Source organism: Geothermobacter hydrogeniphilus, from assembly GCF_002898515.1.
In the GTDB taxonomy this organism is placed as follows: domain Bacteria; phylum Desulfobacterota; class Desulfuromonadia; order Desulfuromonadales; family Geothermobacteraceae; genus Geothermobacter_A.
In genome coordinates, this window is record NZ_PPFX01000033.1 from 1 (window position 1) to 24,377 (window position 24,377).

The 24,377-nt window shown below is 60.6% G+C and carries 21 protein-coding genes; 17 read left to right on the forward strand and 4 right to left on the reverse strand.

The genetic code is table 11. The features are described 5' to 3' along the window. The first annotated feature begins 286 nt into the window (after window positions 1-286). Window positions 287-487 carry a cold-shock protein gene (locus C2E25_RS12945; RefSeq protein ID WP_103116154.1) on the forward strand — a complete coding sequence of 67 codons (201 nt, stop codon included), beginning with the start codon at window positions 287-289 and terminating at the stop codon, window positions 485-487. A gap of 128 nt (window positions 488-615) precedes the next feature. Continuing rightward, complete coding sequence (locus C2E25_RS17985) at window positions 616-744, forward strand: hypothetical protein (RefSeq protein ID WP_269845114.1); 129 nt, start codon at window positions 616-618, stop codon at window positions 742-744. A gap of 58 nt (window positions 745-802) precedes the next feature. On the opposite strand, the gene C2E25_RS12950 is transcribed toward C2E25_RS17985, so the two are convergent. Continuing rightward, a complete protein-coding gene (locus C2E25_RS12950; RefSeq protein WP_103116183.1) occupies window positions 803-1,303 on the reverse strand; it encodes an asparaginase in 501 nt (166 codons plus the stop codon). Beyond that, on the reverse strand, window positions 1,303-2,229 hold the full coding sequence (locus C2E25_RS12955; protein ID WP_103116155.1) for a TIGR01212 family radical SAM protein: 927 nt from the start codon (window positions 2,227-2,229) through the stop codon (window positions 1,303-1,305). Before C2E25_RS12955 ends, C2E25_RS12950 begins: the two co-directional genes overlap by 1 nt. Before the next feature lie 195 nt (window positions 2,230-2,424). Here C2E25_RS12955 and C2E25_RS12960 point away from each other — a divergent pair, with 195 nt between their 5' ends. From C2E25_RS12960 to C2E25_RS13000, 9 genes are all read left to right on the forward strand, one after another. Next, entirely contained in the window at window positions 2,425-4,935 is a 2,511-nt protein-coding gene (locus C2E25_RS12960) for a mannose-1-phosphate guanyltransferase (RefSeq protein WP_332882182.1), read from the forward strand. Between the two features lie 4 nt (window positions 4,936-4,939). Further along, window positions 4,940-6,391, forward strand: coding sequence for a glycogen synthase GlgA (glgA, locus tag C2E25_RS12965; protein ID WP_103116157.1), 1,452 nt, complete (start codon window positions 4,940-4,942; stop codon window positions 6,389-6,391). Further along, entirely contained in the window at window positions 6,384-6,590 is a 207-nt protein-coding gene (locus C2E25_RS12970) for a hypothetical protein (RefSeq protein ID WP_103116158.1), read from the forward strand. The genes glgA and C2E25_RS12970 overlap by 8 nt, the downstream gene beginning before the upstream one ends. 422 nt (window positions 6,591-7,012) lie before the next feature. Continuing rightward, entirely contained in the window at window positions 7,013-7,339 is a 327-nt protein-coding gene (locus C2E25_RS12975) for a c-type cytochrome (protein WP_085011044.1), read from the forward strand. Window positions 7,340-7,391: 52 nt separating this feature from the next. After that, window positions 7,392-8,993: a DUF3373 domain-containing protein gene (locus C2E25_RS12980; protein ID WP_103116159.1), complete on the forward strand. Its 1,602-nt coding sequence runs from the start codon at window positions 7,392-7,394 to the stop codon at window positions 8,991-8,993. A 101-nt stretch (window positions 8,994-9,094) separates the two neighbouring features. Continuing rightward, entirely contained in the window at window positions 9,095-11,293 is a 2,199-nt protein-coding gene (locus C2E25_RS12985; protein ID WP_233189428.1) for a molybdopterin-containing oxidoreductase family protein, read from the forward strand. A 26-nt stretch (window positions 11,294-11,319) separates the two neighbouring features. Then, entirely contained in the window at window positions 11,320-11,877 is a 558-nt protein-coding gene (locus C2E25_RS12990) for a 4Fe-4S dicluster domain-containing protein (RefSeq protein WP_085011042.1), read from the forward strand. A 10-nt stretch (window positions 11,878-11,887) separates the two neighbouring features. Beyond that, window positions 11,888-13,039 carry an NrfD/PsrC family molybdoenzyme membrane anchor subunit gene (nrfD, locus tag C2E25_RS12995; RefSeq protein WP_103116160.1) on the forward strand — a complete coding sequence of 384 codons (1,152 nt, stop codon included), beginning with the start codon at window positions 11,888-11,890 and terminating at the stop codon, window positions 13,037-13,039. Between the two features lie 138 nt (window positions 13,040-13,177). Next, a complete protein-coding gene (locus C2E25_RS13000; protein WP_158247259.1) occupies window positions 13,178-14,236 on the forward strand; it encodes a peroxiredoxin family protein in 1,059 nt (352 codons plus the stop codon). 24 nt (window positions 14,237-14,260) lie between these two features. On the opposite strand, the gene C2E25_RS13005 is transcribed toward C2E25_RS13000, so the two are convergent. Further along, window positions 14,261-14,857 carry a TorD/DmsD family molecular chaperone gene (locus C2E25_RS13005; RefSeq protein WP_103116162.1) on the reverse strand — a complete coding sequence of 199 codons (597 nt, stop codon included), beginning with the start codon at window positions 14,855-14,857 and terminating at the stop codon, window positions 14,261-14,263. A 163-nt stretch (window positions 14,858-15,020) separates the two neighbouring features. On the opposite strand from C2E25_RS13005, the gene tatA reads away from it, so the two are divergent. Beyond that, the gene (tatA, locus tag C2E25_RS13010) at window positions 15,021-15,224 is read left to right on the forward strand and encodes a twin-arginine translocase TatA/TatE family subunit (RefSeq protein WP_103116163.1); all 204 of its coding nucleotides are present in this window, start codon (window positions 15,021-15,023) and stop codon (window positions 15,222-15,224) included. Window positions 15,225-15,484: 260 nt separating this feature from the next. Here the strand turns inward: tatA and C2E25_RS13015 are convergent, their stop codons facing one another. Next, on the reverse strand, window positions 15,485-16,138 hold the full coding sequence (locus tag C2E25_RS13015) for an OmpA family protein (protein WP_103116164.1): 654 nt from the start codon (window positions 16,136-16,138) through the stop codon (window positions 15,485-15,487). A 399-nt stretch (window positions 16,139-16,537) separates the two neighbouring features. Here C2E25_RS13015 and gatC point away from each other — a divergent pair, with 399 nt between their 5' ends. The 5 genes from gatC to glnE all read left to right on the forward strand — a co-directional run bounded on the left by gatC (window position 16,538) and on the right by glnE (window position 24,368). Further along, on the forward strand, window positions 16,538-16,825 hold the full coding sequence (gatC, locus tag C2E25_RS13020; protein WP_103116165.1) for an Asp-tRNA(Asn)/Glu-tRNA(Gln) amidotransferase subunit GatC: 288 nt from the start codon (window positions 16,538-16,540) through the stop codon (window positions 16,823-16,825). Window positions 16,826-16,867: 42 nt separating this feature from the next. Further along, window positions 16,868-18,325, forward strand: a complete 1,458-nt coding sequence (gene gatA, locus C2E25_RS13025; protein WP_103116166.1) for an Asp-tRNA(Asn)/Glu-tRNA(Gln) amidotransferase subunit GatA — start codon at window positions 16,868-16,870, stop codon at window positions 18,323-18,325. Window positions 18,326-18,455: 130 nt separating this feature from the next. Beyond that, window positions 18,456-19,892 carry an Asp-tRNA(Asn)/Glu-tRNA(Gln) amidotransferase subunit GatB gene (gatB, locus tag C2E25_RS13030; protein ID WP_103116167.1) on the forward strand — a complete coding sequence of 479 codons (1,437 nt, stop codon included), beginning with the start codon at window positions 18,456-18,458 and terminating at the stop codon, window positions 19,890-19,892. Window positions 19,893-20,114: 222 nt separating this feature from the next. Next, window positions 20,115-21,203, forward strand: coding sequence for an S-methyl-5-thioribose-1-phosphate isomerase (gene mtnA, locus C2E25_RS13035; RefSeq protein WP_103116168.1), 1,089 nt, complete (start codon window positions 20,115-20,117; stop codon window positions 21,201-21,203). Beyond that, the gene (glnE, locus tag C2E25_RS13040; protein ID WP_103116169.1) at window positions 21,204-24,368 is read left to right on the forward strand and encodes a bifunctional [glutamate--ammonia ligase]-adenylyl-L-tyrosine phosphorylase/[glutamate--ammonia-ligase] adenylyltransferase; all 3,165 of its coding nucleotides are present in this window, start codon (window positions 21,204-21,206) and stop codon (window positions 24,366-24,368) included. Window positions 24,369-24,377 lie beyond the last annotated feature (9 nt).

Sequence of the window (24,377 nt, forward strand, 5' to 3'; positions counted from 1 at the left end):
TACCATGTAGAGGACTTTCGCCTCCCGATCCATGCCGGCTTTTACCGGCGCTTTCGGCCTGATCCTTGGATTTTCAACTTAACCCTTGCCTTTCATATCCGGTACGTGCTAGAGTCACTCCAACTAAGCAAGTTTGTGCAGGTTTTTTTCGACGCCCAACCGCTTGACAAGGTGTCAACATGGATCAAAACACGCAGACCCGTTTGGGGATGCGTGTTTTTTTATTTTCCGGGCAACTGACCGGCACAACAAAAAGTTCCCAACAAGGGAAACGTGGAGAAAAAAGATGGCTGAAGGTACTGTAAAATGGTTTAACGACGCAAAAGGTTTCGGTTTTATCGAACAGGACAATGGACCCGATGTGTTCGTTCATTTTTCTGAAATTCAAGGGGACGGCTTCAAATCGCTCGCCGAGGGAGACCGTGTCAGCTTCGAGGTCACCCAGGGGCAGAAAGGCCCGCAGTCGGCCAGCGTGCGCAAAATCTGAAATCCGCGGGACGTCGCAGACCACGACAGTCTTGCGGTTCTTGCATTTGCTCAAAAGGCCTCGCGGATTTTCGCGGGGCCTTTTACTGTTCACAGATCAAAACACGCTCCCCGGGAAGGATGGAATAAATGGCCAGAAAACCGAACTACAACTATGAAAAACGCCAGAAAGAACTGGCCAAGAAAGCCAAGAAGGAAGAGAAGCTGAAACGTCGCCAGGAGCAGAAAGTGGAGTCCGCCAGCGACGACGCAGAATAACCGCCCCCGGGCAACACCCGGCAGCAGTCGCGGAAAACCAGCGGCAACCGGGTGGCCATCAACCAGGCTCGCCGGCCAGCTCCTCGAAACGATTCTCCGCCACGTTCTTGCGAGCATGCCGCGGATCGAAGATGCGGCCATTCATGGCGATGTAGACTCCGGCCGGAAGAATCTGGGACGCGGTCAGAGCGCTGGCAACATTGAACAGCGCATCGGTGGAGCGGAACCTGGCCGGCTGCATGGCACCGGTCAGAACAATTGTCTTGCCGGTTATGCCGACCAGCGCCTTGCCGGTTTCAACCATGGTGTCGGTGCCATGGGTGATGACAATCTTTTCGGCAGTCGCCTCTTCCGCGGCCCGCCGGAGGAGAGCGCGATCGGCATCGGTCATCTCCAGGCTGTCCTTACGCAGCACTGATCGCACCTCGACGTCGAGGGTCAGGTTCGCTTCCCTGAGCAACTCGCCGATCGGTGATTCGCCGACCTGAAAACTGCTTTTGGCGTCAAAATAGATCTTGTCGATGGTACCGCCGGCCGTCAGAATCAGAATATCCACGATTAAAACTCCTGTTTTCTTACCCGGCTGCCCTGCCGGGTGCCGCGCCGTTCCAGCTCGGCGTCGATGGCGTTGAGGACTTCCCATTTCTTCAGCGACCAAAGCGGCGCCAGCAGGTAATCACGCGGGCCGTCACCGGTCAGGCGATGGATCAGGGTTGTCGGATGCAGCCGTTCGAGAACATCGCAGACCAGCGTGACATACTCATCCCGCTCCAGCAGGCGGAATTCCCCGGCCCGGTAGCGCTCACCCAAAACCGTCCCCTTCATCACATGCAGCAGGTGCAGCTTGATGCCGTCAACCCGCAACCGGGCCATCTCGTCAGCCGTCTGCAGCACCTGCCGGCGCGATTCACCCGGCAAGCCGAGGATAACGTGGACACAGACCTTGAGCCCCCGCTCTTTCGCCCGCCGGTAGCTATCGAGGAAACAGGCATAATCGTGACCGCGGCGCAGCCACTCCAGGGTCGCATCATGGCTGCTCTGCAAACCGATCTCCAGCCAGAAACAGGTCCGGCGATGGTAGTCGGCAAGCAGGTCGAGAACCTCATCCGGCAGACAGTCGGGCCGGGTCCCGACCGCAAAACCGATGACATCGGCTACGGCGAGGGCTTCATCATAGAGCGTCCGCAATCGTGCCACCGGGGCAAACGTGTTTGAAAATGGCTGAAAATAGGCCATGAAGTGTTTTGCCTTGTACTTGCGGGTCATGACCTCCTTGCCCGCCTCGATCTGCCCGCGAACCGAGAGCCGACGTTCCAGGCCGAATGAGCCCGACCCTCCCGGATCACAGAAAATACACCCGCCCCCCCGGCGGCCGCCATCGCGATGGGGGCAGCCGAAACCGGCATCGACGGAAATCTTGTGCACCCGACCGCCGAAGCGTTGCTTGAGGTCCTCGGAAAACAGATTGTAACGCTTCGACCGCATGCGGTCTTTATGACATGCCCGACCCGATCCGGCAAGTCCCTTCCCGATTCGCAACCTGCCCGTCACAAACCGTTGCAGCCCCTGAAAGGATTGATATACTTGAAAAGTTCTGCTGATCCAGAACCAGGAAATACCGGCGGCAACCGTGACAACCGCCCATTGAAATGACTTTCCCGGGAGGACTCTTTGAAAGCCGTGATCATGGCCGGGGGCTTCGGCACCCGCATCCAGCCGTTGAGCATCAACCTGCCGAAACCCATGATCCCCCTGGCCAACCGGCCGATCATGCTGCATGTCATCGAACGCCTCAAGGCTCACGGCATCGATGAGCTGATCCTGCTGCTCTACCACCAGCCGGAAATCATCAAGAATTATTTTCGTGACGGCAGCGAATTCGGCGTCCATATCACCTATGTCACGCCACTGGAAGACCTGGGAACCGCCGGCGCGATCAAGGCCGCTGCCAAATTTCTCGATCAACGCTTCCTGGTGGTCTGCGGCGACCTGCTGACCGATATCGACTTCGACAGCGTTCTGCGGTTCCACCGGCAGCATCAGGCTATCGCCACCATCGCCCTGAAGCCGGTTCCCGATCCCTTCCAGTACGGGATGGTCATCACCGACCAGGAAGGACGCATCAGTCGTTTTCTGGAGAAACCGGGACCGGGCGAGGTTTTTTCCGACACGGTCAATACTGGCATCTACGTCGTCGAACCACAGGTTCTCGACTTTATCCCCCACTCCGGCCCGAGTGACTGGTCAGGGGACATCTTTCCGGCCATGCTTGCCGCGGGGGTCGAACTGTTCGGTTGCCGGGTCGACGGTTACTGGGCCGACATCGGCAATACCGACGCCTATCTTGAAGCCTGCGCCGACATCTGCTCCGGGCGCATCAACGTCGGGCTGCCGGGAGAACCCGACGCCGCTCACCCCCAGTTTTTCGCGGCCGAAGACACCCTGATCGGCGATGACGCCAGGCGACAGCTCGAAGGGCTGGTGGTCCTCGGCAGCAACAGCCAGATCCGCGGCCGGGCCCGGGTCGGCAACTGCATCATCGGCCGCAACTGCATCATTGAAGATGGCGCCGAACTGCGCGACACGGTTCTCTGGGACAACGTCTTTGTCCGCAGGAAAGCCAGGATCACCGGGGCGGTCCTTGGACACCGGGTCCGTATCGGCGAGGATGTCGACATCGAACGGCAGGTGATTATCGGAGATGAAACCACCATCGGTGACCGGGCCCTGTTGAAATCGGCTGTCAGGATCTGGCCGCGCAAACGGGTCGAAAGCGGCGCCACGGTCACCAGCAATCTGATCTGGGGTGAAAAATGGCGCAAGACACTGTTCGAAGGACCGCTGATCAGCGGACTGACCAACATCGAGCTGACTCCTGAATTCACCGCCCGGCTCGGCGCCGCATTCGGTTCGACCCTGCCGCGCAACACCTCGGTCCTCGCCGGGCGGGACACCATCCTCTCTTCACGAATGCTGAAACGCTCTTTCGTCGGCGGCCTGCTGTCAGCCGGAATCAACGTCCATGACATCAAGATGTCCTCCCTGCCGGTCATGCGTCGCCGGCTGGCGGCATCGGATGAGGTCGGCGGGGTCTATTTCAGACAGTCACCCCGCGACCAGGCCAGCACCGAAGTGGTCTTCTATGATGCCGAGGGGCTTGAGTTTTCCACCGCCATGGCGCGCAACGTCGAACGTATCTATTACCAGGAGAACTTCCGCCGGGTCCATCACAGTGAACCTGGCAGCATCCTGGAGTTGCCGCGCATCTACGATGACTACCGTGAACGCTTTCTCCAGGCCCTTAATCCGCACCTGCTGCGCCAGGAACGCCCCAAGGTCGTTATCGACCTCAACCACTCACCAGCCGGCGACCTGTTGCCGCAGTTGCTGAGCGATCTCGGCTGCGACGTTGTCGAACTCAACTCTCATGTCGCCGAGCATGGCTCGGGAGCCACCCCACACCAGATCGAAAAAGCGATGCGGCAATTATCGGACATTGTCGTCAGCCTCAAGGCCCGGGCCGGTTTCTGGATCGGCCCTTCAGGAGAGACCCTGACCATCGTCGATGATCAGGGGAAGGTCCTGGAACATGCGGAGAGCCTGACCGCCATCACCGCCCTGGTCAGCCATGAACGCCGCCCCGGCTGCCTGGTGATGCCGGTCGCCTCGCCCAGGATCGTCGACGATCTGGCACAACAGGGAGATCTCGATATCCGCCGCTGCAAAGCTGACGGCCGCTCCCTGATCGAAACAGCCCTTGACGAGGATGCCCAGCTGGCCGCCAGCCTCGACGGCCGCTATGCCTTCACTCACTTCCAGGCCAACTTCGACGCCCTGTTTGCCGTCGCCAGAATTCTCGAACTGCTGGTCTCCGGCAGACATCGCCTTAGCGAACTGCGGCAGGCGGTTCACCGTCGCAGTTACCTCAGCTGCCAGGTTCCCTGCAGCCAGGAATACAAGGGCGGGGTCATGCGGCGCATGAGCGAGGACTCGGCTGGGCGAAAGGCGTCCTTCATTGACGGCGTCAAAATCGAGGAACCTGACGGCTGGGCGCTGGTACTCCCGGACGAATACCGTCCGGCGATCCATATCATCACTGAAGCCGATGACCCGGAACGGGCGCGACAACTGCTGCACCATTATCAGAAAAAAGCCACCGACTGGCGGAACGAACTCGCCGCAGAGTCCTGAAACCGTGAAAGTCCTTCTTGTCGCCTCCGAAGTCGCTCCGTTCGCCAAAACCGGTGGGCTCGCCGATGTCACCGGCGCCCTGCCGCGCGCCTTGACCCGGCTCGGTCACGAGGTGCGCGTCGTTCTGCCCTGTTATCCGGAGGTTGTCAGGCGAGGCTTTTCGCCACGAGACAGCGGGCTGAACTTCACCATCGAGCTGGGACCACGCCGTTGCCGGACCCGGGTGCTGGAACTCGACCGGGACGGAATAACGACCTGGTTCATCGAACAACCCGAACTCTTCGATCGCCCCGGGCTCTACGGTTATTCCAGTGGCGACTTCCCCGACAATATCGAACGCTTCGGCTTTTTCTGCCGGGCGGTTCTCGCCCTGTTGAAACAGGGCGGTTTTCGCCCCGACATTCTGCATCTCAATGACTGGCAGACCGGACTGATCCCGCTGCTGCTGAAAACTGATCACATCGGAGAGCCCTTTTTTCGCGACCTGGCAACCCTGTTCACCATCCACAATCTTGGCTACCAGGGCCTTTTCCCGGCTTACAATCTGTACCGGACCGGCATCCGGCTGGACCCCGCCCACCGGCGTCAGATCACCCATCATGGCCGGATCTCCCTGCTCAAGAGCGGCATCCTCTTTGCCGATCGGATCAACACCGTATCACCGAACTACGCCCGGGAAATCTGCACACCGCAATACGGAGCCGGCCTGGAAAACCTTCTGCAGACGCGGCGCAAGCGACTGAGCGGCATTCTCAACGGCATCGACCCCGACGACTGGAATCCTCGCCGGGATACCGAACTGCCCGCGAATTACGATTCCGACGACCTCTCCGGCAAAGCCCGCTGCAAACAGCACCTGCAACAGGAACTCGGCCTGCAGGAGGATGAAAACCGGTTGCTGGTCGCCCTGGTCACCAGGCTGGTCCCGCAAAAAGGACTTGACCTGCTGGCGGAGATCTGGAACAAACTGCGGCAGCGACCGATTCAGCTGGTGCTGCTCGGCACCGGAGACGAGGACATACGCCGGCAATTGGAATCCCTGCGGCGCGATCATCACCAGGTCGCCCTGCGCTTCAGCTTCGATGAACCCCTGGCGCGACGCATCTATGCCGGTGCCGATCTGTTCATGATGCCGAGTCGTTACGAACCCTGCGGCCTGGGGCAGTTGATTGCCCTGCGCTACGGAGCGGTTCCCCTGGTCCGGGCCACCGGCGGACTGGCTGATACCGTCATCGACATGGATGACAACCCTCAGCAGGGCACCGGATTCCGCTTCATCGCCCCCGAAGCCGATGCCCTGCTGCAAGCCATCGATCGGGCCCTGGCCCGGTTTGCCGAAAAAGACGGCTGGAGAAAGCTGATACGACGCGGCATGCGCCGGGATTTTTCCTGGCGGCGCTCGGCCGCCGCCTATCTTGACCTGTACCGACAACTCCGGGAATACGCAGATGACTGAAGAGAAGAGCAAACACTCCACGGACGACACGGCACCGCCGGAAGAAACCGAACGCTACCCGGAACTGGCGGAACTGCAGCGCGAAATCGACCGCCGCATTCGCGACAACCAGAAGTTCCTCGATCACTTTCTCGACGAAGACTTTCCCGATGAAGAAGACGATGCTCCCACCGAAGAAGAACCTTTCCCCGAACTCTGACCTGACGCAAATTCGATAAAACGGCTTTATAAACAATTCCCCCTAAATCTTCCCGCCCCCCGCTCCGATACGCCTACCTGACATGGCTGACGGCAACAGCGTCACCTCTTTTGCGCACAAAATGCGTCTATTCACCGGCTATTTACCGGTAATTAAAGATTAGAGCTGTCAAATGCCAAGCAATAATTTTTTCTCATTTCAGATGACCACCCCCAAAACACATCAGATAACACGAACTTGGAATGCGTTAATTAATCATGGCACAAATTGGCACAAATCCTGAAAGTTAAATATGCAAAAGATCAACTATAGGGATCAATGGATTTTTGCGAACAAGGTTTTACCGTCGCAAAAAAAAATGCCCGTCAGGCTCCTTGCCGCAACGGGTCCGACAACTCTCTTAAACCCCGATGGAGGAAAAGATGAAACTGATCAGCAAAACAATCGCGATTCTGGCTGTTGCCGCCTTCCTCGCCACCCCGGTGCTGGGCGCCGAAGGGGGCAACCCGAAAAAGGGCAAATACCTCTACAAGAAGAACTGCAAAACCTGCCACGTCGCCGGGGCTGAAGGCGGCGCTCTCACGCCGCTGTCGAAGACCCAGTCGCAATGGGACCGTTTCTTCAAAAAGAACAAGCATAAAGCGAAACCGGAAATCTGGGGTAAGTACAGCGAGAAAGATCTGAAGGATATCAACCAGTTCCTCTTCGATCATGCCGCCGACTCCGACCAGCCGGAGACCTGCGGCTGAGTCGCAAAGGTTGTCAAATCAGGGAACATACATTCCAACAGGAGGCAAATCCATGAAGACGATTCTTGCGTTGCTGCTCGCCGGAGTACTGATGGTACCCGCCCTGGCGTTCGGTACCTCGATGGATGACCTGGAGAAAAAGATTCAGGATCTCAATGAGCAGATCAACGACCTGCAGGACCAGATCGACAAGAACACCATGCACTCGGCCACCGACCGCATCAGCTTCTATGGTGACCTGCGTGCCAAGGCCGATTCATTGCATTACAAGGACCTGACCAACGTCCAGCCGGCGTTTGTCAACGACCCCGGCACCGGCCTGCTGGTGCCCAACTTCAACCCCGACGGTACCCTGAAACGCAAGACCGACGACTTTGACAACAACCTGCTCTACACCACCCGTCTGCGGCTGGGCATGAAGGCCAAAGTGGCCAGGAATGTCAAATTCCACGGCCGCCTGCTGATGTACAAGAACTGGGGTGATTCGACCGGGGTCAAGGTGTTCGATTCCTGGAATTCCTTCACCATGGACGGCACCAACAGCGGCAACACCACCGGCGATTTCCTGCGGGTGGAACGCGCCTACTTCAGCTGGAGCGATATCGGCCACAGCAACTTCTATCTCTCCATCGGCCGTCGTCCCTCGACTTACGGACCGCCGACCAACATCCGTGAAAATGAGATGCGCGGCGGCACCCCCTCGGGGCACCTGGTCAACTTCAACTTCGACGGCATCACCGTCGGCTACAAGCTCGGCAAAATCACCGGCTGGGACGGCCAGGTGGTCCGTTTCTGCTACGGTCAGGGGTACGAGTCCGAATTCGGCAACGGCGAACTGTTCAATGAAATAGACCTCGAAGACACCCATCTCGGCGGTTTCAACATCGATCTGCTCAATGACGGCACCAACTTCATCCAGCTGACCCTGTTCGGCGCCAAGGACATCACTGACGGCTTCAAAGGCGTGCTGGCGGTTCCCAACAGCTTCCTGCCGGCCAGCTTCCAGGCCGCCATCTTCCCCGGCTTCAACATGCTGACCCGGGTGCAGGCGACCCACAACATCGGCGACGAGCTGCTCGGCGGTATCGGCTTCATGCGTGAAGAAGACAACGGCATCAAGTGGTTCACCAGCCTCGGCTGGACCCGCACCGACCCCAATGGTGAAGCCGGCCTGTTCGGCGGCCTGAACAAGGATGCCGAGATGATCCCGGTCGACGCCAACGGCAATCCGGCGACCATCGGCGTGGACGCGGTCGCCTTCGCCCCGACCGGCAGGACTCTCGACGACAGTGCCGAGAACGGCTACTCGATCTATGCCGGCGTCCAGGTTCCGGCGCCGATGGGCAAGCTGGGTCTCGAATACAACTACGGGTCCAAATACTGGCTGCCCTTCACCCAGGCCCAGGACGACATCGTCGGCAGCAAGCTCTCCACCCGCGGCCATGTCGGTGAAGCTTATTACATCGTCGATGTCAATCCGCGCATGTTCATGAAGTTCGGCATCATCTACTACGACTACGAGTACACCGGCAGCGGTGCTCCGGTCGGCGAACCGAAGAAGATCGATGATGTCAAGGACGGCAAGGCGTATTCCATGCTGCCCGCCATTGACAAGGTCTATGACATCAATGCCTCGATAACCGTCAAGTTCTGACCCGAGCGGGCAAAGGGGGAGGGACAGCCTCCCCCTTTGCCCGCCCAGACGCATCCAAGTATCTGAATTAATCGAACAAACAAGGAGCAAAGGAGTCTGCCGTGTCCCTGATCAATAAAAAACTGAGCCGACGCCGTTTTCTCGGCATGTCGTCCTGCACCCTCGCCACGGCGGTGGTCGGCTCACAGGTCAAGGTTCTGCACGCCCTGGCCAAAAACGGAGACGTCACCACCCCGCAACGGGGCAAGGATGACGATGTTTTCACCAGCTGCGGCATGTGCGTCAACAAATGCGGCGTCATTGCCCGGGTCCGCAACGGCGTCATTGAAAAACTCGACCCGAACCCCAACTTCATCAAGAGCCGGGCGATGCTCTGCGCCCGCGGCAATGCCGGGGTCGGCGTGGTCTATGATCCCGACCGGCTCAAGTACCCGCTGATCCGCACCGGCAAGCGCGGCGAAGGCAAGTTCCGCCGCGCCGGCTGGAAGGAAGCTCTCGACCTGGTGGCGAAGAAGATGAACGAGGTGGCGGAAAAATACACCCGCGCCGGCGTCATGTTCGCCTCCACCGAGGGAACCTACCAGGATCATTTCTTCATGCAGCTGGCCGAATGTTTCGGTTCACCCAACAATGTCCGCCACCCGACACTGTGCCTCTCCTCCAACATCCAGGGGTTCATGGCGACCTTCGGCACCAATCCGACCCCGGACGTTCTCAACGCCGACTACATCATCATGAGCGGCGCCAACCGCAGCGAGGCCCTGATCACCCCCGACTCCATCGATATGCTGAAAGGGGACGGTGGCCGGCGCAAGCTGATCTACCTCGACCCCCGGTTCACCAAGACGGCGGCCAAGGCCGACCAGTGGTATCCGATCAAGGCCGGCACCGACCTCGCCTTCGTCCTGGCGATGATCAACGTCATCGTCAACGAAGGCCTCTATAACCGCACCTTCGTCAAGGAGAACTGCGTCGGCTTCGACAAGCTGGTGCCGCACGTCCGCAGCTATACCCCGGAATGGGCCGAGCGGGAATGTGAAATCCCGGCCGCGGATATCCGCCGTATCGCCCGCGAGTTCGCCCTGGCGGCACCGAAGGCCATCTATTACCACGGACGGCGCTCCTCCTTCATGGCCAATGATACCCAGTTGCGTCGCGGCATCGCCATCCTCAACGCCATCATCGGCAACTGGGATGTCAAGGGCGGCATGGTTCCCAACAGCCGCATCAAGATCGGCAGGCACGATTACCTCGCGCCCTGGTACGACGATGTACCGGACCGACTCGATGCCGGCAGCGTCGCCTACCTTTCGGAAAACGACGGCGCCTGGGTTCCGTTCCGTGACCGGGTGCTGGCCGGCAAACCCTATCCGGTCAAGGGCATGATGGTCTACAAACAGAACGTGCTGGCCTCGGTTCCCGACCGCGCCAGGAGTCTGAAAATGATGGACCAGATGGACTTCATCTGCACCATCGACATCACCATGAGCGATACCGCCTGGTATTCTGACGTGGTCCTGCCCGAAGCGACCTACCTCGAACGCCAGGATCCGCTTGAATCGATCGGCGGCATTCTGCCGGTAGTGGTCTGGCGCCAGCCCTGCATTAAGGCGATGTTCGAAAGCAAACCGAACATCTGGATCATGAAGGAAATTGCCAAACGCCTCGGCAATGAAGTCGCCGAACAGTTCCAGTTCACCATCGAAGAGGTGATCCAGACCCAGGTCAAAGGACAGCCGCAGATCCTCAAGGCCCTGCAAACTCAGGGCGTCTACTATGAAAAAACAGATCCGACCTACGGCAGGACCCTTGGCAAACGGCTCCGCACCAAGAGCGGCAAAGTCGAGATCTATTCGGAAAAATATGCCAAAAAGGGGCTGGACCCGCTACCGGTCTATGAAGCACCGAAAACAACCCCGGCCGGAAAATACCGTCTGCTGGTCGGTCGTCACGCCTTCTTCACCCATGGCACGACGTCAAACAACCCTTACCTGAACGCCATCATGCCGGAAAACACCCTCTGGCTGAATACCGAAGAGGCCAGACGCCGGGGATTGCAGAACGGCATGCGGGTCACCGTCCGCAGCGAGGTGGGCGCCCAGACCCTGAAGCTGGAGGTGACTGACAAGATCCGCCCCGACTGCGTTTACATGGCGCACGGTTTCGGTGTCCTGTCGAAAGGACTGCGAACGGTTTATGGCAAAGGCGGCTGTGATGCCGCCCTGATCGGCAGCAGTTACGACAAGATCAGCGGCAACGCCGCTCTGCATGAGACCTTCGTCCAGATCGAGCGTGCCTGAGACGCGAAACAAGGAGTAACGCCACCATGAAGAAAGATAAACGCTACGCCATCGTGCTCGATACCAGGCGCTGCATCGACTGCAAAGCCTGCACGGTGGCCTGCAAGACCGAAAACAACGTGCCCCTCCCGGAAGACACCTGCCGCAACTGGGTCACCGAGGAGCCCCTGCGGGGCAGCTACCCCAACCTGGGGCAGAGCTTCGCTCCCAGCCAGTGCAACCAGTGCGAGAACCCGCCCTGCAACAGCGTCTGCCCGACCAGCGCGACGGGGATTACCGAGGGCGGCATCGTCACCGTCAACCCGGACAAGTGCATCGGCTGCAAGTACTGCATGCTCGCCTGTCCCTATGACGCCCGCTACTACAACGAGGAAACCGGCGCCATTGACAAATGCACCTTCTGTATTCAACGCCTGGCAGTCGGACGGATTCCCGCCTGTGTTGAGACCTGTCCGACCAAGGTGCGGACCTTCGGCGACCTGAATGACCCCTGCAGCGAGGTTTCCATCCTGCTGGCCAAGAACCGGCACCGGGTTCTCAAGCCGGAACTGGGGACCAAACCCTTCCTGTTCTATCTGATTTAGGAGAAGACCTATGTCAACCATTGCCAAAAAACCCGGCCAGCTGCTCTGGTTCGCACTGCTCAGCCTCTGCCTGATCGCGGCTGCCGGCGCAGCCGGCTACAGCTTCATGGTCGGCCACGAGCAGGCCTTCAACGTCAACCGCGGGGTGCCCTGGGGAATCCTGATCGCGACCTATGTGTTTCTGGCCATCTCCTGCTCCGGACTGTGCCTGATTTCCAGTCTCGGACACGTGTTCGGCTTCCACGAATTCACCCTGATCAGCAAGCGGGCCATCCTGCTGGCCATCCTCTGCCTGATGGGCGCCTTTGGTGCCATCGGTCTGGACCTGGAACATCCCTTCAACATGATCTACACCCTGCTGTCGCCCAACTTCAGTTCGGGGATCTGGTGGATGGGGACCATCTACGGTATTTACCTGGGAATCCTGGTGGTCGAGTTCTATGCCCTGATGACCGACAACCACAAACTGTCGATCGTCACCGGCTCTCTCGGCTTTCTGTTCGCCATCGCCGCCCCGTCGGTCCTCGGTTCGGTCTTCGGCCTGACCCTGGCGCGCCCCTTCTGGCACGGGTCGTTCATGCCGGTCTACATCATCATCACCGCCCTGGTCTCCGGCACCGCCCTGATCATCATGGTCATGTACTTCCATCATTTCGTGCGCAACCTGGAGATGGATAAACAGGACCGGCGCCTGATCCGGCTGCTGGGCCGCATCCTGGCGCTGATGATCTTCGTCCTGATCTTTTCCGTGTTCTGGAATGTCATCGTCGGTCTCTACGGCAAGCAGCCCGGACACTACGAACCGGTCATGGCCCTCATCTCCGGGAAACTGTCACTGAATTTCTGGATGGGAGAAATCATCATCGGCCTGGTGGTGCCGCTGCTGCTGCTGATGCGCCATGACCGCACCCCGTTCAGCACCATGATGGCCAGCCTGCTGGCCCTGATCGGCATGTTCTTCATGCGCTACGACATGACCATTGCCGGCCAGCTTTACCCGCTGAGGCTGCAGGAGTACGGGCTGGAGGACGGGCTGTTCAGCTACTCACCGTCACTCAGCGAAGTGCTGATCGTGATCGGTTGCCTGGCCTTCAGCGCCTTCGCCTACACCCTGGCGGAAAAACTGCTCAAGCTGGACACCGACAGAGAACAGCATTCCTGATCCGACAGGCTGTCGCCTGAATCCGTGGGTTCCTGCCGGGCAAGAGCAAACGACTTGCGCTCTTCTCCGGCAGGGGCTCACCGATTCAGGCGGCGTTGTTCTCACGTGGAAACATGAACCGGCGACGGGGAGGAAATGATGCTGCAGATACTGCTCCTGATCCTGCTCATTCCTGTTAATCTGCTGGCCCAGCCGATCGACATCGGCGAACCCTTTCCGGAACTGCCGCTGAAGGCCCCGGCGACCGATGCCCAACGGTCCTACCTCGGCATCGGCGAACAGGATCATTTCCGTCTCAGCGACATTCCCTCCGACGTGGTCCTGGTCGAGGTGCTCAACGTCCTCTGTCCCCACTGCCAGAAACAGACCGCGCCCTACAACCGGCTCTTCGAAATGATCGAAAAGGATCCGCAGACCCGCGGCCGGGTGAAAATGCTCGGCATCGCGGTCGCCAACTCACCGGCACAGATCGAAGACTTCGTCACCGTCTACGATGTCGCCTACCCGATCATCGCCGACAGCGATTTCAGCCTGCACATGGCGATTCGCGGCGGTCCGACCCCGCTGTCGATCTATGTCCGGCAGGCCGGTCCCGGACAACCGGGCATGGTCGCCGGCAGCCATCTCGGCGAAGACCGCGACCTCCCCCCGCTGTTCGCCTACCTCAAGGAACTGATCAGCATGCGGGCCGCCGACTTCGAAGGCCTGGCCGACCCGCCGCAACCGGTCTATCCACCACCACTGCGGATTTCCGAAAGCCGCCTGCGACAACGCATTCAGAAAGGATTCTCCCGACTGGGCCGGATGCGGGAACTGCACCGACTGCAACTGCCCTCGCTGGACCGGGTCTATGCCGCCATGGTCGACGGACGCCCCCTCTACGCCGCGGTCATCAGCCGCCGGGCGATATGCGACGTCTGTCACAACGTCCATTTCCTGGCGTTCTTCAATCTCGAAGGCAAACTGCTGGCCTTCGAACCGCTGCACCTGACCCGCTACGGCAATGAATTATGGGATGAACAGGAGGTGGAACAGATGCGCCGCCGGGTGGTCGGCGGACAGCTGGGGAGGGGATGGACATTCGATCCCGAGGTCGACGCGGTGAGCAGCGCGACCATGACCTCGGCGATTATTTTCGACAGCCTGCGACGGGGTTCAAAACTGCTGGAGGAGATCCGCCGGGCGGAAACGAACTGACAGTACCCGTCATATCCTCCAGGATCAGGTCAACTTTTCCAGCCAGGCCGACTCCTGCCGGACGAAGACCAGCAGCGCCCGCGCCGCCCAGGGATAGAGGCCGTCACCCAGGGGCCGCAGCCGCTCACTGAAAGGCTCCAGCCAGGGCAGCAGCAGGGTGGTGAGAAAGTCCCGCTGCGCGGTCGTCATCTCCCGCACCTTTTCCAACTGCCGCTCCGAGAGGCCATCAACTTCCCTGCCGACCAGGAAATAGAGATACTCCAGTTCGGTGCTGAGGAAATCGGCGGGTTCGCCATCATCGTCGAGACTGAGCCCCCGGGCGCGATAGCAGTCGGCCACCCGGACTGTCGACGCCCCCATCAACCGGCCATCGTCATCAAGATAAACGGAACCATACAACGGCGCCGGAATTCCTCCCTGACGGGCAATAAACAACCCGGTGTACTCCTCCTGCAGATCGGCAACGTTCTGCGGAACATCAACCGGCCCGGGAAGCTGCAGCCAGGCGGCGATCTCGTCAATCCTGCCGGCGGCGATCTCCTGCAGCAATCCGGCATCCGGGTATCGGAACAGCTGGGAAAAAAAACGATAAACCTGCAGCCTCTGGCGAACATGCAACATCGGGCGGCTCCTTTCAATCGGGCAAATATATAGATATACGAATATAATTGGAAATGCAACCGGTTTCTGTCACCGGCTCACCGTAAACGCTGAAAAGATTTATTGTTTTTTACCACATTTCAGTGTATAAAAGCAGCATTCCAGCGGAGGAGGCTAAACCATCATGTTCGGACTCGGCACACAGGAACTGGTCATTATTCTGGTCATCGTTCTGGTGATCTTCGGCGCGGGCAAACTGCCGCAGGTCGGTGGAGCGCTCGGCAAGGGCATCCGGAATTTCAAAAAAGGGATGAACGACGCTGACGAGGATCAGGAGCTTGAACGGATCGACGACGAGAAAAAGGACGACGAAAAGAAAGACAGCTGAAACCACGAGATCGCGGTTGCAGCCTGAAAAAATAAAAACAGCCCGTCCCTGTTCATCAGGTGGCGGGCTGTTTTGTGTAAATCCGAATCAGTGAGCCCCTTGTCGGCGGATAGCACAAGTCATTGACCTGCCTGAGCTTCCCAAAAATCACCAGCGAACTCTATGGGTGCGCTTCAGATTTTCGGAAACCTCATTCAGATCAAGCACTTGCACTCTCCATCCAACAGGAACTCACAGATTCAGGATTGATCGCACTGTCTTCAGCCGCGAATCGGCTCGATGGTGATCACCACCCGGCGATTCAACTGCCGACCGGCCTCATCGGCGTTGCTGGCAATCGGCTTGCCTTCGCCGAAACCGATGACACGGATCCGGTCGGGATTGACCCCGTTGCCGACCAGGGCGTTCTTGACCACCTGCGCCCGGCGTTCAGAAAGCTGCTGATTGTACTGTTCACTGCCGGTGCTGTCGGTATGGCCGGCAACCAGCAGGGTGGTCTGCGGGTACTGGTTGAGAACCTTGGCCACCCGGAATATCTCATCATGGGCTCCCGCTTTAAGGGTCGCCGAGTTGACATCGAACAGCACATCCGATTTAAAGGTCAGCGCCAGGGTGTCGGCGTTGCGCCGGATGTTGGCACCTTCAACCGCCGCCAGTTCCTGGCGGAAGGCCGCCTCCTGGGCGTCCATGTAGGAACCGATCTGGTTGCCGGCGATACCGCCGACCAGAGCGCCGATGCCGGCCCCGATCAGGGTCGACTTGGTGTTGCCGCCGATCGCCTGGCCGAGCAGCGCGCCGCCGACAGCGCCGACCCCGACCCCAACCCGGGTTCCCTGTTCGGCCTTGTTGGCCGGAGGCGCACAACCGGCAACAAAGAATGTCAGCACCATCAGAACAATCATCAGGTTACGCATTTGAACATCTCCTTTACTTGTGGACAGGACGACGCCGCATATTCGATCCTGCTGGTTTAAATCCTAACATAATCCCCGCGAGACGACTTTTCAATCATTCAATTCCCCCCGGGCCATCCTGCTGTCGATGCCCCACCGTCCCGGCCCAGATCCACCGGCTGTTTTGCGGAACGAGGGTGACGGGACGGGTGGAGATGCGCGGCGCCGCGCCGTTTCGGGCGCAGACGTAGCCGCGCTACATCGAGCACCGAAGCGGTGACGGCAACAAAGCAGATTCACCCGTAACGACAGCCGAATCCCGAAATTGCCGGTGGATTTGGGCCGACCGACAGCCTTGTCAGAAACCTGCCTGACATGCTATTTTAACAGGCTTCGACAGACCCTTTAAGGAGTGAAACCATGAGCATGACCCGTGAACAGGTCGCGCATGTCGCCCGACTTGCCCGCCTCGATCTGGCCGACAATGAACTTGACCGCCTGGCCGCCGACATGGATGCGATCCTCAGTTACGTCGACAAGCTGAATGAACTCGATATCGACGGCATCGAACCGACCGCCCACGCGGTGCCGATGGAGAATGCCTTCCGCGAGGACCGGGTCCGCCCGTCCATCGGGACCGAAAAGGCGCTGGTCAACGCGCCCGCGGCCGACGACAGCTGCTTCCTCGTTCCCAAGGTCATTGAATAATCCCGCGTTTCGCCAAACCTGAACCGACAAGGTTGACAAGCCATGCCCTTTATCGATCTGAACCTGCAGCAACTGCAGAGCAAACTGGCCGGCGGCGAATTCAGTTCCCGGGAACTGACCCGGGCCTACCTGGACCGCATCAACGCCACCGGCGGGAGCCTCAACAGCTTCATCACCATCTGCGAAGAATCGGCGATGGCCGCCGCCGAAGCAGCCGACATCCGTCGGAAAAAAGGCGATGCCGCGCCGCTGACCGGCATCCCGCTGGCGGTCAAGGACATCTTCAACACCGAGGGCATCCGCACCACCGCCGGGTCGCGCATTCTCGAAAACTATGTCGCGCCCTACGATGCCACCGCCGTCGCCCGGCTCAAGGAACAGGGCGCGGTGCTGCTCGGCAAGCTCAATATGGACGAGTTCGCCATGGGCTCCTCCAACGAGAATTCGGCCGCCGGTCCCTGCCGCAACCCCTGGGATCCGAGCAAGGTACCGGGCGGCTCCTCCGGCGGCAGTGCCGCCGCGGTCGCCGCCCGCCAGGCGGTGGCGACCCTCGGTACCGACACCGGCGGCTCGATCCGCCAGCCGGCCGGCCACTGCGGCGTGGTCGGACTCAAACCGACCTACGGCCGGGTCTCGCGCTACGGCGTCATCGCCTATGCCTCTTCCCTTGACCAGGTCGGCCCGCTGGCACGCACGGTCGGGGATTGCGCCCTGCTGCTGCAGGCGGTAGCCGGTTACGATCCGGCCGACTCGACCTCGGTCGACACCCCGGTCCCCGACTACAGTGCCGCTCTCGGCGAAGATGTCAGGGGCCTGAAAATCGGCCTGCCGAAAGAATATTTCATTGACGGGCTCGATGCCGATGTCAAACAGGCGGTCGAGACGGCAGTCGCCGTCTACCGCGACCTCGGCGCGGAAATTGTCGAGGTCAGTCTGCCGCACACCGACTACGCCGTCGCCTGCTACTACCTGGTGGCCACCGCCGAAGCCTCCAGTAACCTGGCCCGTTACGACGGGGTGCGCTACGGCCGCCGGATCGACAACGGCTCGGGCCTGATCGACATGTACTGCAGCAGTCGCGCCGAAGGCTTCGGCGACGAAGTCAAACGGCGCATCATGCTCGGCACCTACGCCCTGTCGAGCGGCTACTACGACGCCTACTATCTCAGGGCCCAGAAGGTCCGCACCCTGATCCGCGACGATTTCAACAAAGCCTTCGATCAGGTCGACCTGCTGCTGACGCCGGTCTCGCCGACCCCGGCCTTCAAACTCGGAGAAAAGGTCAACGACCCGCTGCAGATGTACCTCTCGGATATCTTCACCATCCCGGTCAACCTCGCCGGAACCTGCGCCATGAGCGTCCCCTGCGGCTTCTCCGGGCAGAATCTGCCGATCGGCCTGCAGCTGATCGGGCGGCCCTTCGGCGAAGAAACCCTGCTGCGCGCCGGCCACGCCTACCAGCAGGTGACCGAATGGCATTTGCAAAAGGCAAAAATTTAGAACCGATCCACCCCGGGAATGACGACACGGAGAAAGGCAAGTTGGAACTGGCCGCCGAGGCGGCGAGCTGTCGATCCTTTTTTCTCCCTGGCTCCGTGGTGAAACAGAACTGCTTCTGAAAGGTAGCACCATGTCCTCACTCTTCGAACCGGTCATCGGCCTGGAAGTTCACGTCCAGCTGACCACCGACACCAAGATCTTCTGCGGCTGTTCGACCGAATTCGGCCGGACCCCCAACAGTCAGACCTGCCCGGTCTGCCTCGGGTTGCCCGGCGCCCTGCCGGTCCTCAACCGCCAGGTGGTCGAGAACGCCATCAAGGCCGGGCTGGCGACCAACTGCCGGATCGCCCCGCGTTCGGTCTTCGCCCGCAAGAACTATTTCTACCCGGACCTGCCCAAGGGCTACCAGATCAGCCAGTTCGAACTGCCGATCTGCGAGCATGGCTGGCTTGACATCGAAACCGAAGGACGCGGCCCGCAGCGCATCGGCATCACCCGCATCCACATGGAGGAAGATGCCGGCAAACTGCTGCACGCCGAAGGGGAAGGCGGCTCGCGGGTCGACCTCAACCGCGCCTGCACGCCGCTGCTGGAGATCGTTTCCGAACCGGACATGCGCAGCGCCGACGAGGCCATCGCCTACCTGAAGAAACTGCACCAGATCGTCGTCTACCTCGGCATCTGCGACGGCAACCTGGAAGAAGGCTCCTTCCGCTGCGACGCCAACGTCTCGGTCCGCCCGCGCGGCCAGGAGGAGTTCGGCACCCGCGCCGAGCTGAAAAACATCAACTCCTTCCGCTTCATCAGGGAGGCGATCGACTACGAGATCGAGCGCCAGATCGAATTGATCGAGGACGGCGGCACGGTGATCCAGGAAACCCGCCTGTTCGACAGCGACAAGGGCACCACCCGCTCGATGCGCGGCAAGGAGGAGGCCCACGACTACCGCTACTTCCCCGACCCCGACCTGCTGCCGCTGACAGTCGCTCCGGAATGGGTCGAACGGGTCCGCACTGAACTGCCGGAACTGCCGGAAGCCAAGCTGGCGCGCTACCAGCAGGAACTCGGCCTCAAGCCCTACGACGCCGAAGTCCTCACCGCCGACCGCAAAGTGGCCGAATACTTCGAAGCCTGTCTCGCCCGGCATGACAATCCGAAACTCTGCGCCAACTGGGTGCAGGGGGATATCCAGCGCAAACTGAACGAGACCGGGCTGGCGGTCAACGCCATCCCGGTCACCCCGGAACTGCTCGCCGGCCTGCTGAAGCGGATCGACGACAAAAGCATTTCCAGCAATATCGCCAAGCAGGTCTTCGAACTGATCTGGGAGAGCGGCAAGGATGCCGACACCATCATCGAGGAGAAAGGGCTCAAACAGGTCACCGACAGCGGCGCCATCGAGGCGCTCGTCGACGAGGTGCTGGCGAACTGTCAGCCGCAGGTCGAACAGTACCGTTCCGGTCAGACCAAGGTGCTCGGCTTCATGGTCGGCCAGGTGATGAAAGCCAGCAGGGGCAAGGCCAACCCGCAGCTGGTGAATGAGCTGCTGCGGAAGAAGCTGGATTAACAAGACCTCCGGCCGCCAAGATCGCCAGGACATTCAAAAGCTCTTAACGCTGAGACGGAGAGAGGCAAAGGCGGAGAGAAAGACAAGACATCCTGGCGGGGGTTAAAACCATAAGCCAGTTATGATTTTCTTTGCGGCTCTCCCTCTCTGCGCCTCTCCGTTAAAAATCGGTTTTCCTGGCGACCTTGGCGTCTTGGCGGCAAATAAAAAAGGAATACTCCCATGCAGACCAACATCCCCAATCGTTGCGCCACCGCCGGGGGGACCGGCATCAAGCCGTTGCGCTACGCCGGCGGCGTGCTGCAGATGCTCGACCAGCGCAAGCTGCCGACCGAGGAAATCTGGCTCGATTACCGCGACTACCGCGAGGTCGCCGAGGGAATCCGGACCATGGTGGTTCGGGGCGCCCCGGCCATCGGCTGCGCGGCGGCCTTCGGCGCCTGGTTCGGCGCGCGGGACATCGAGGCGGAAAAAACCGGGGACTTTCTCGATCGATTCGCCGCCGTCTGCGACCACCTCGCCGCCAGCCGGCCGACCGCCGTCAACCTCGCCTGGGCGCTGCAGCGGATGCAGGGTTTCGCCCGCAACCACGCCGACCGGCCGGTTGAACAGATCAAGATCGCGCTGGAATACGAGGCGCTGGCGATCCTCGAAGAGGATGAACGCATCAACCGCGCCATGGGCCGGCACGGCCAGGAACTGATCCCCGACCCGGCACGGGTTCTCACCCACTGCAACGCCGGGGCGCTGGCCACCGGAGGTTACGGCACCGCCCTCGGCGTGATCCGCGCGGCGGTGGCCGCCGGCAAGCAGGTCGCGGTGCTGGCCGATGAAACCCGCCCCTTCCTGCAGGGCGCGCGACTGACCGCCTGGGAACTGCAGCGGGACGGCATCGACACCACGTTGATCTGTGACAACATGGCCGGCTACCTGATGAGCCGGGGACTGATCGACTGCGTCATCGTCGGCGCCGACCGCATCGCCGCCAACGGCGACGTCGCCAACAAGATCGGCACCTACACGGTGGCGGTGCTGGCGCGCGAACACCAGATCCCCTTCTACGTCGCTGCGCCGGTGTCGACCATCGACCTGAGCCTCGCCGACGGCAGCCTGATTCCGATCGAGCAACGCGACCGGCGCGAAATCACCCATATCGGCGACATCCAGCTGGCACCGGACAGCATCGGCGTCGTCAACCCCGCTTTCGATGTCACCCCGGCACGACTGGTCACCGCCATCATCACCGAACACGGGATCGCCACGGGAGACTATCCCGCCCGACTTGCCGAGCTGGTCAACTGCGGAGACTGAATGGACAATCGCGAACTGAGCGATCGACTGCAGCAGGCCTGCCGGGACCGGGACAATCCGGAACTGGTGGAGCTCTCCGAGCTGCTCGGATTTGCCGACGGCAAAAAGACCACCGTCAACCTGCTGCTGCTCAACGAGCTGACCGGCGACCCGCTCCTGCTGGCCGCCATCGCCGAAGATGCCGCCGCGACCGCCGACCCCGACCAGGCCCTGAACAACCTCGAACGCCTCAGCTGGTCGCTCCCCAAAGAGGGGCTGATGCCGGTATTGCAGCAACCTGATGAACGCCGGCACCTGCTGACCATCCTCGGAGCGTCCGCTTTCCTCAGCTCGATCCTGTGCCGAAAAAACGAATATTTTCATGACCTGTTTGTCGGCGGCAACCTCACCACCGCCTGCGACCGGGAACAGATGCTGGCACAACTGCGGCAGAAGATTCCTTTGGGGAGTGATTTCGCGGCACTGCAGAAAGGGCTGCGGGAATTCAAGTATCACCAGGTGCTGCGCATCGGCGGTCGCGACCTCTGCGGCCTGGCCGACTTTCAGCAGACCGGAGCCGAACTTTCCGACCTGGCCGCCGCCTGCCTGCAGCGCGCCTACGAAATCTGCGACAAGCTGCTGCGCGACGAATATGGCACGCCGCTGCTTGAAACCGGGGACGACTGCTGTCCCCTGGAAGCCGAATTCACCATTCTCGGCATGGGCAAGCTCGGCGGCCGGGAATTGAACTTCTCCTCGGATATCGACCTGATCTACTTCTACAGTTCCGAACGGGGGCAGACCGCCGGCCATCCCGACCAGCCCGGAAGCGGCAGACAGATCTCCCTGCATCAGTACTTCTGCAAGCTGAGCGAACAGATCGGCCGCGCACTCGGCCAGGTGACCGGCGACGGCTTCGTCTTCCGCGTCGATCTCAACCTGCGCCCCGAGGGCAGCCGCGGCGAACTGGCGACACCACTGCGGGGCGCCGAAGCCTACTACGAAAGCTGGGGGCAGAGCTGGGAACGTACCGCGCTGCTCAAGGCCCGCCCGGTAGCCGGCTCGATCTCTCTCGGAGAGCACCTGCTCAAATCCCTGGAACCCTTCATTTACCGCCGTTATCTCGATTACGGGATGGTCGAGGACATGAGAGGGATGAAGCAGCGCATCGACCAGAGTCTGGCCCGCAGGCAGGAAGCCGACACCAATCTCAAGCTCGGTCGCGGTGGGATTCGTGAAATCGAATTCTTCATCCAGGCGCTACAGGTCGTCCATGCCGGAAAGAACCCGCGGCTTCGGGTCCGCAACAGTCTCGACGCCCTCGACCAACTGCTGGCCGAGGGGCTGATCCCCGAACGGGATCACTCAACCCTGCGCGAAGCCTACATTTTCCTGCGCAATACCGAACATCGCATCCAGATGGTCCAGGAGGGGCAGACCCACAGCCTGCCGTCCAGACCCGAGGAGCTGCGTGCCCTGGCGCGACGCAGCGGCTTCGCCGACGCAGCGGCCTTCCTGACTGAACTGCAGCGTCACCGGGATGCCGTCGCCGAGCTGTTTCACAGCCTCTTCTACACCAGCGACGAAGAACTCGGCAGCGGCATCCGTCCCGAAATCGGCGTTCTGCTCGATGAAAGCACCGATCCCGATTTCGTCAAGGACCTGCTCGAAGAGAACGGCTTCCGCAACCCCGACGGGGCCTTCGAATCCCTGCAGATCCTCCGTCACGGCCCGCCGCACAACCCGATGGCGCCACGTTCCCGCCGCCAGCTGGAAAAACTGGCGCCGCAACTGCTGCAGGCGGTGATCGATTCTCCCGAACCGGACATGGCCCTCGGCAACCTGGAAAACTTCGTCGTCGCCCTGCGCGCGCGGGCGACCTTCTTCTCGCTGCTGGCCCAGAATCCCGAAGTCATCACCCGGCTGGTCAATCTCTTCGCCACCAGCCAGTTCCTCTCCCGGATCTTCATCCAGAGCCCGCAGGTTCTCGACTCCCTGGTCAGCCCCGACTCTGTGCGGATCAAGGAGCTGGATGATTTTCGCCGTGACCTGCGCGTCCAGTTGGAAATGGTCGACCATTACGAAGATCAGCTCGATGCCCTGCGCCGTTTCCGCAAGGAGGAAATGCTGCGCATCGCCCTCAACGACATGCACGGTCAGGCCCTGCAGGGCCAGACCGCCCGCCAGCTTTCCGAACTGGCCGAAGCCTGCCTCGAAGCCGCCGTCGAACTGGCCCGGCAGGAGCTGCTTCCGCGTTTCGGTCTGCCCTTCACCGGTGACGGGGAGCCGGCCGGATTCGTCATCCTCGGCATGGGCAAACTCGGCGGCCGGGAACTGAACTACCATTCCGACCTCGACCTGATTTTCGTCTACCGGGGCGAGGGGGAAACCCGCCCGGTGGAAGGAACCGACCCGGGGCGGTTCCGCGTCCAGAGCAACCGGGAATACTTCTCCCGCCTGGCACAACGGATCATTTCCGTCCTGACCCTGGTCACCCGCGAAGGCAAGGTCTACGAGATCGATGCCCGGCTGCGCCCCTCGGGCAACCAGGGGCCGCTGGTCACCAGCCTGGATGCCTTCGAACGCTATCATCAGGAATCAGCCCAACTCTGGGAGCGCCAGGCCCTGACCAAGGCCCGGGCGATGGCCGGACCGGAGGAGCTGATCGCTGAACTCACCCGCCTGGTTGACAGCATTCTCTATCGGCAGCCGCTGCCGGAGAACGCCGCAGAGGAAATCAGGCGCCTGCGGCAACGCATGGAAACCGAGATCGCCCGCGAGGATGACGCGCATTTCAACATCAAGACCGGCCGCGGCGGCATGGTCGATGTCGAGTTTCTCACCCAGTACCTGCAGCTCAAACATGGCGCCCGACACCCCGAACTGCGCGCCCGAAACACCCTGCAGACGCTGCAGGCGCTTGCCGATCTCGGCTTGCTGACCGAAACCGAGAACCAGTTGCTGAGCAGCGGCTACAAATTTCTGCGGCGCCTCGAAAACCGGCTGCGACTGGTCCATGACCAGTCGATCAATGAACTCTCCGGCGACCCGGCCTACCTGCGCAAACTCGCCAGGAGACTCGGGTATCCTGAGAAACCGAAAAAACCCGAGGTGACGTTCCTCGAAGATTACCGGGCCGTCACCGGCAACATCAGGGCCATTTTTGAGCATTACCTTGCAAGTTGAACCGGGACA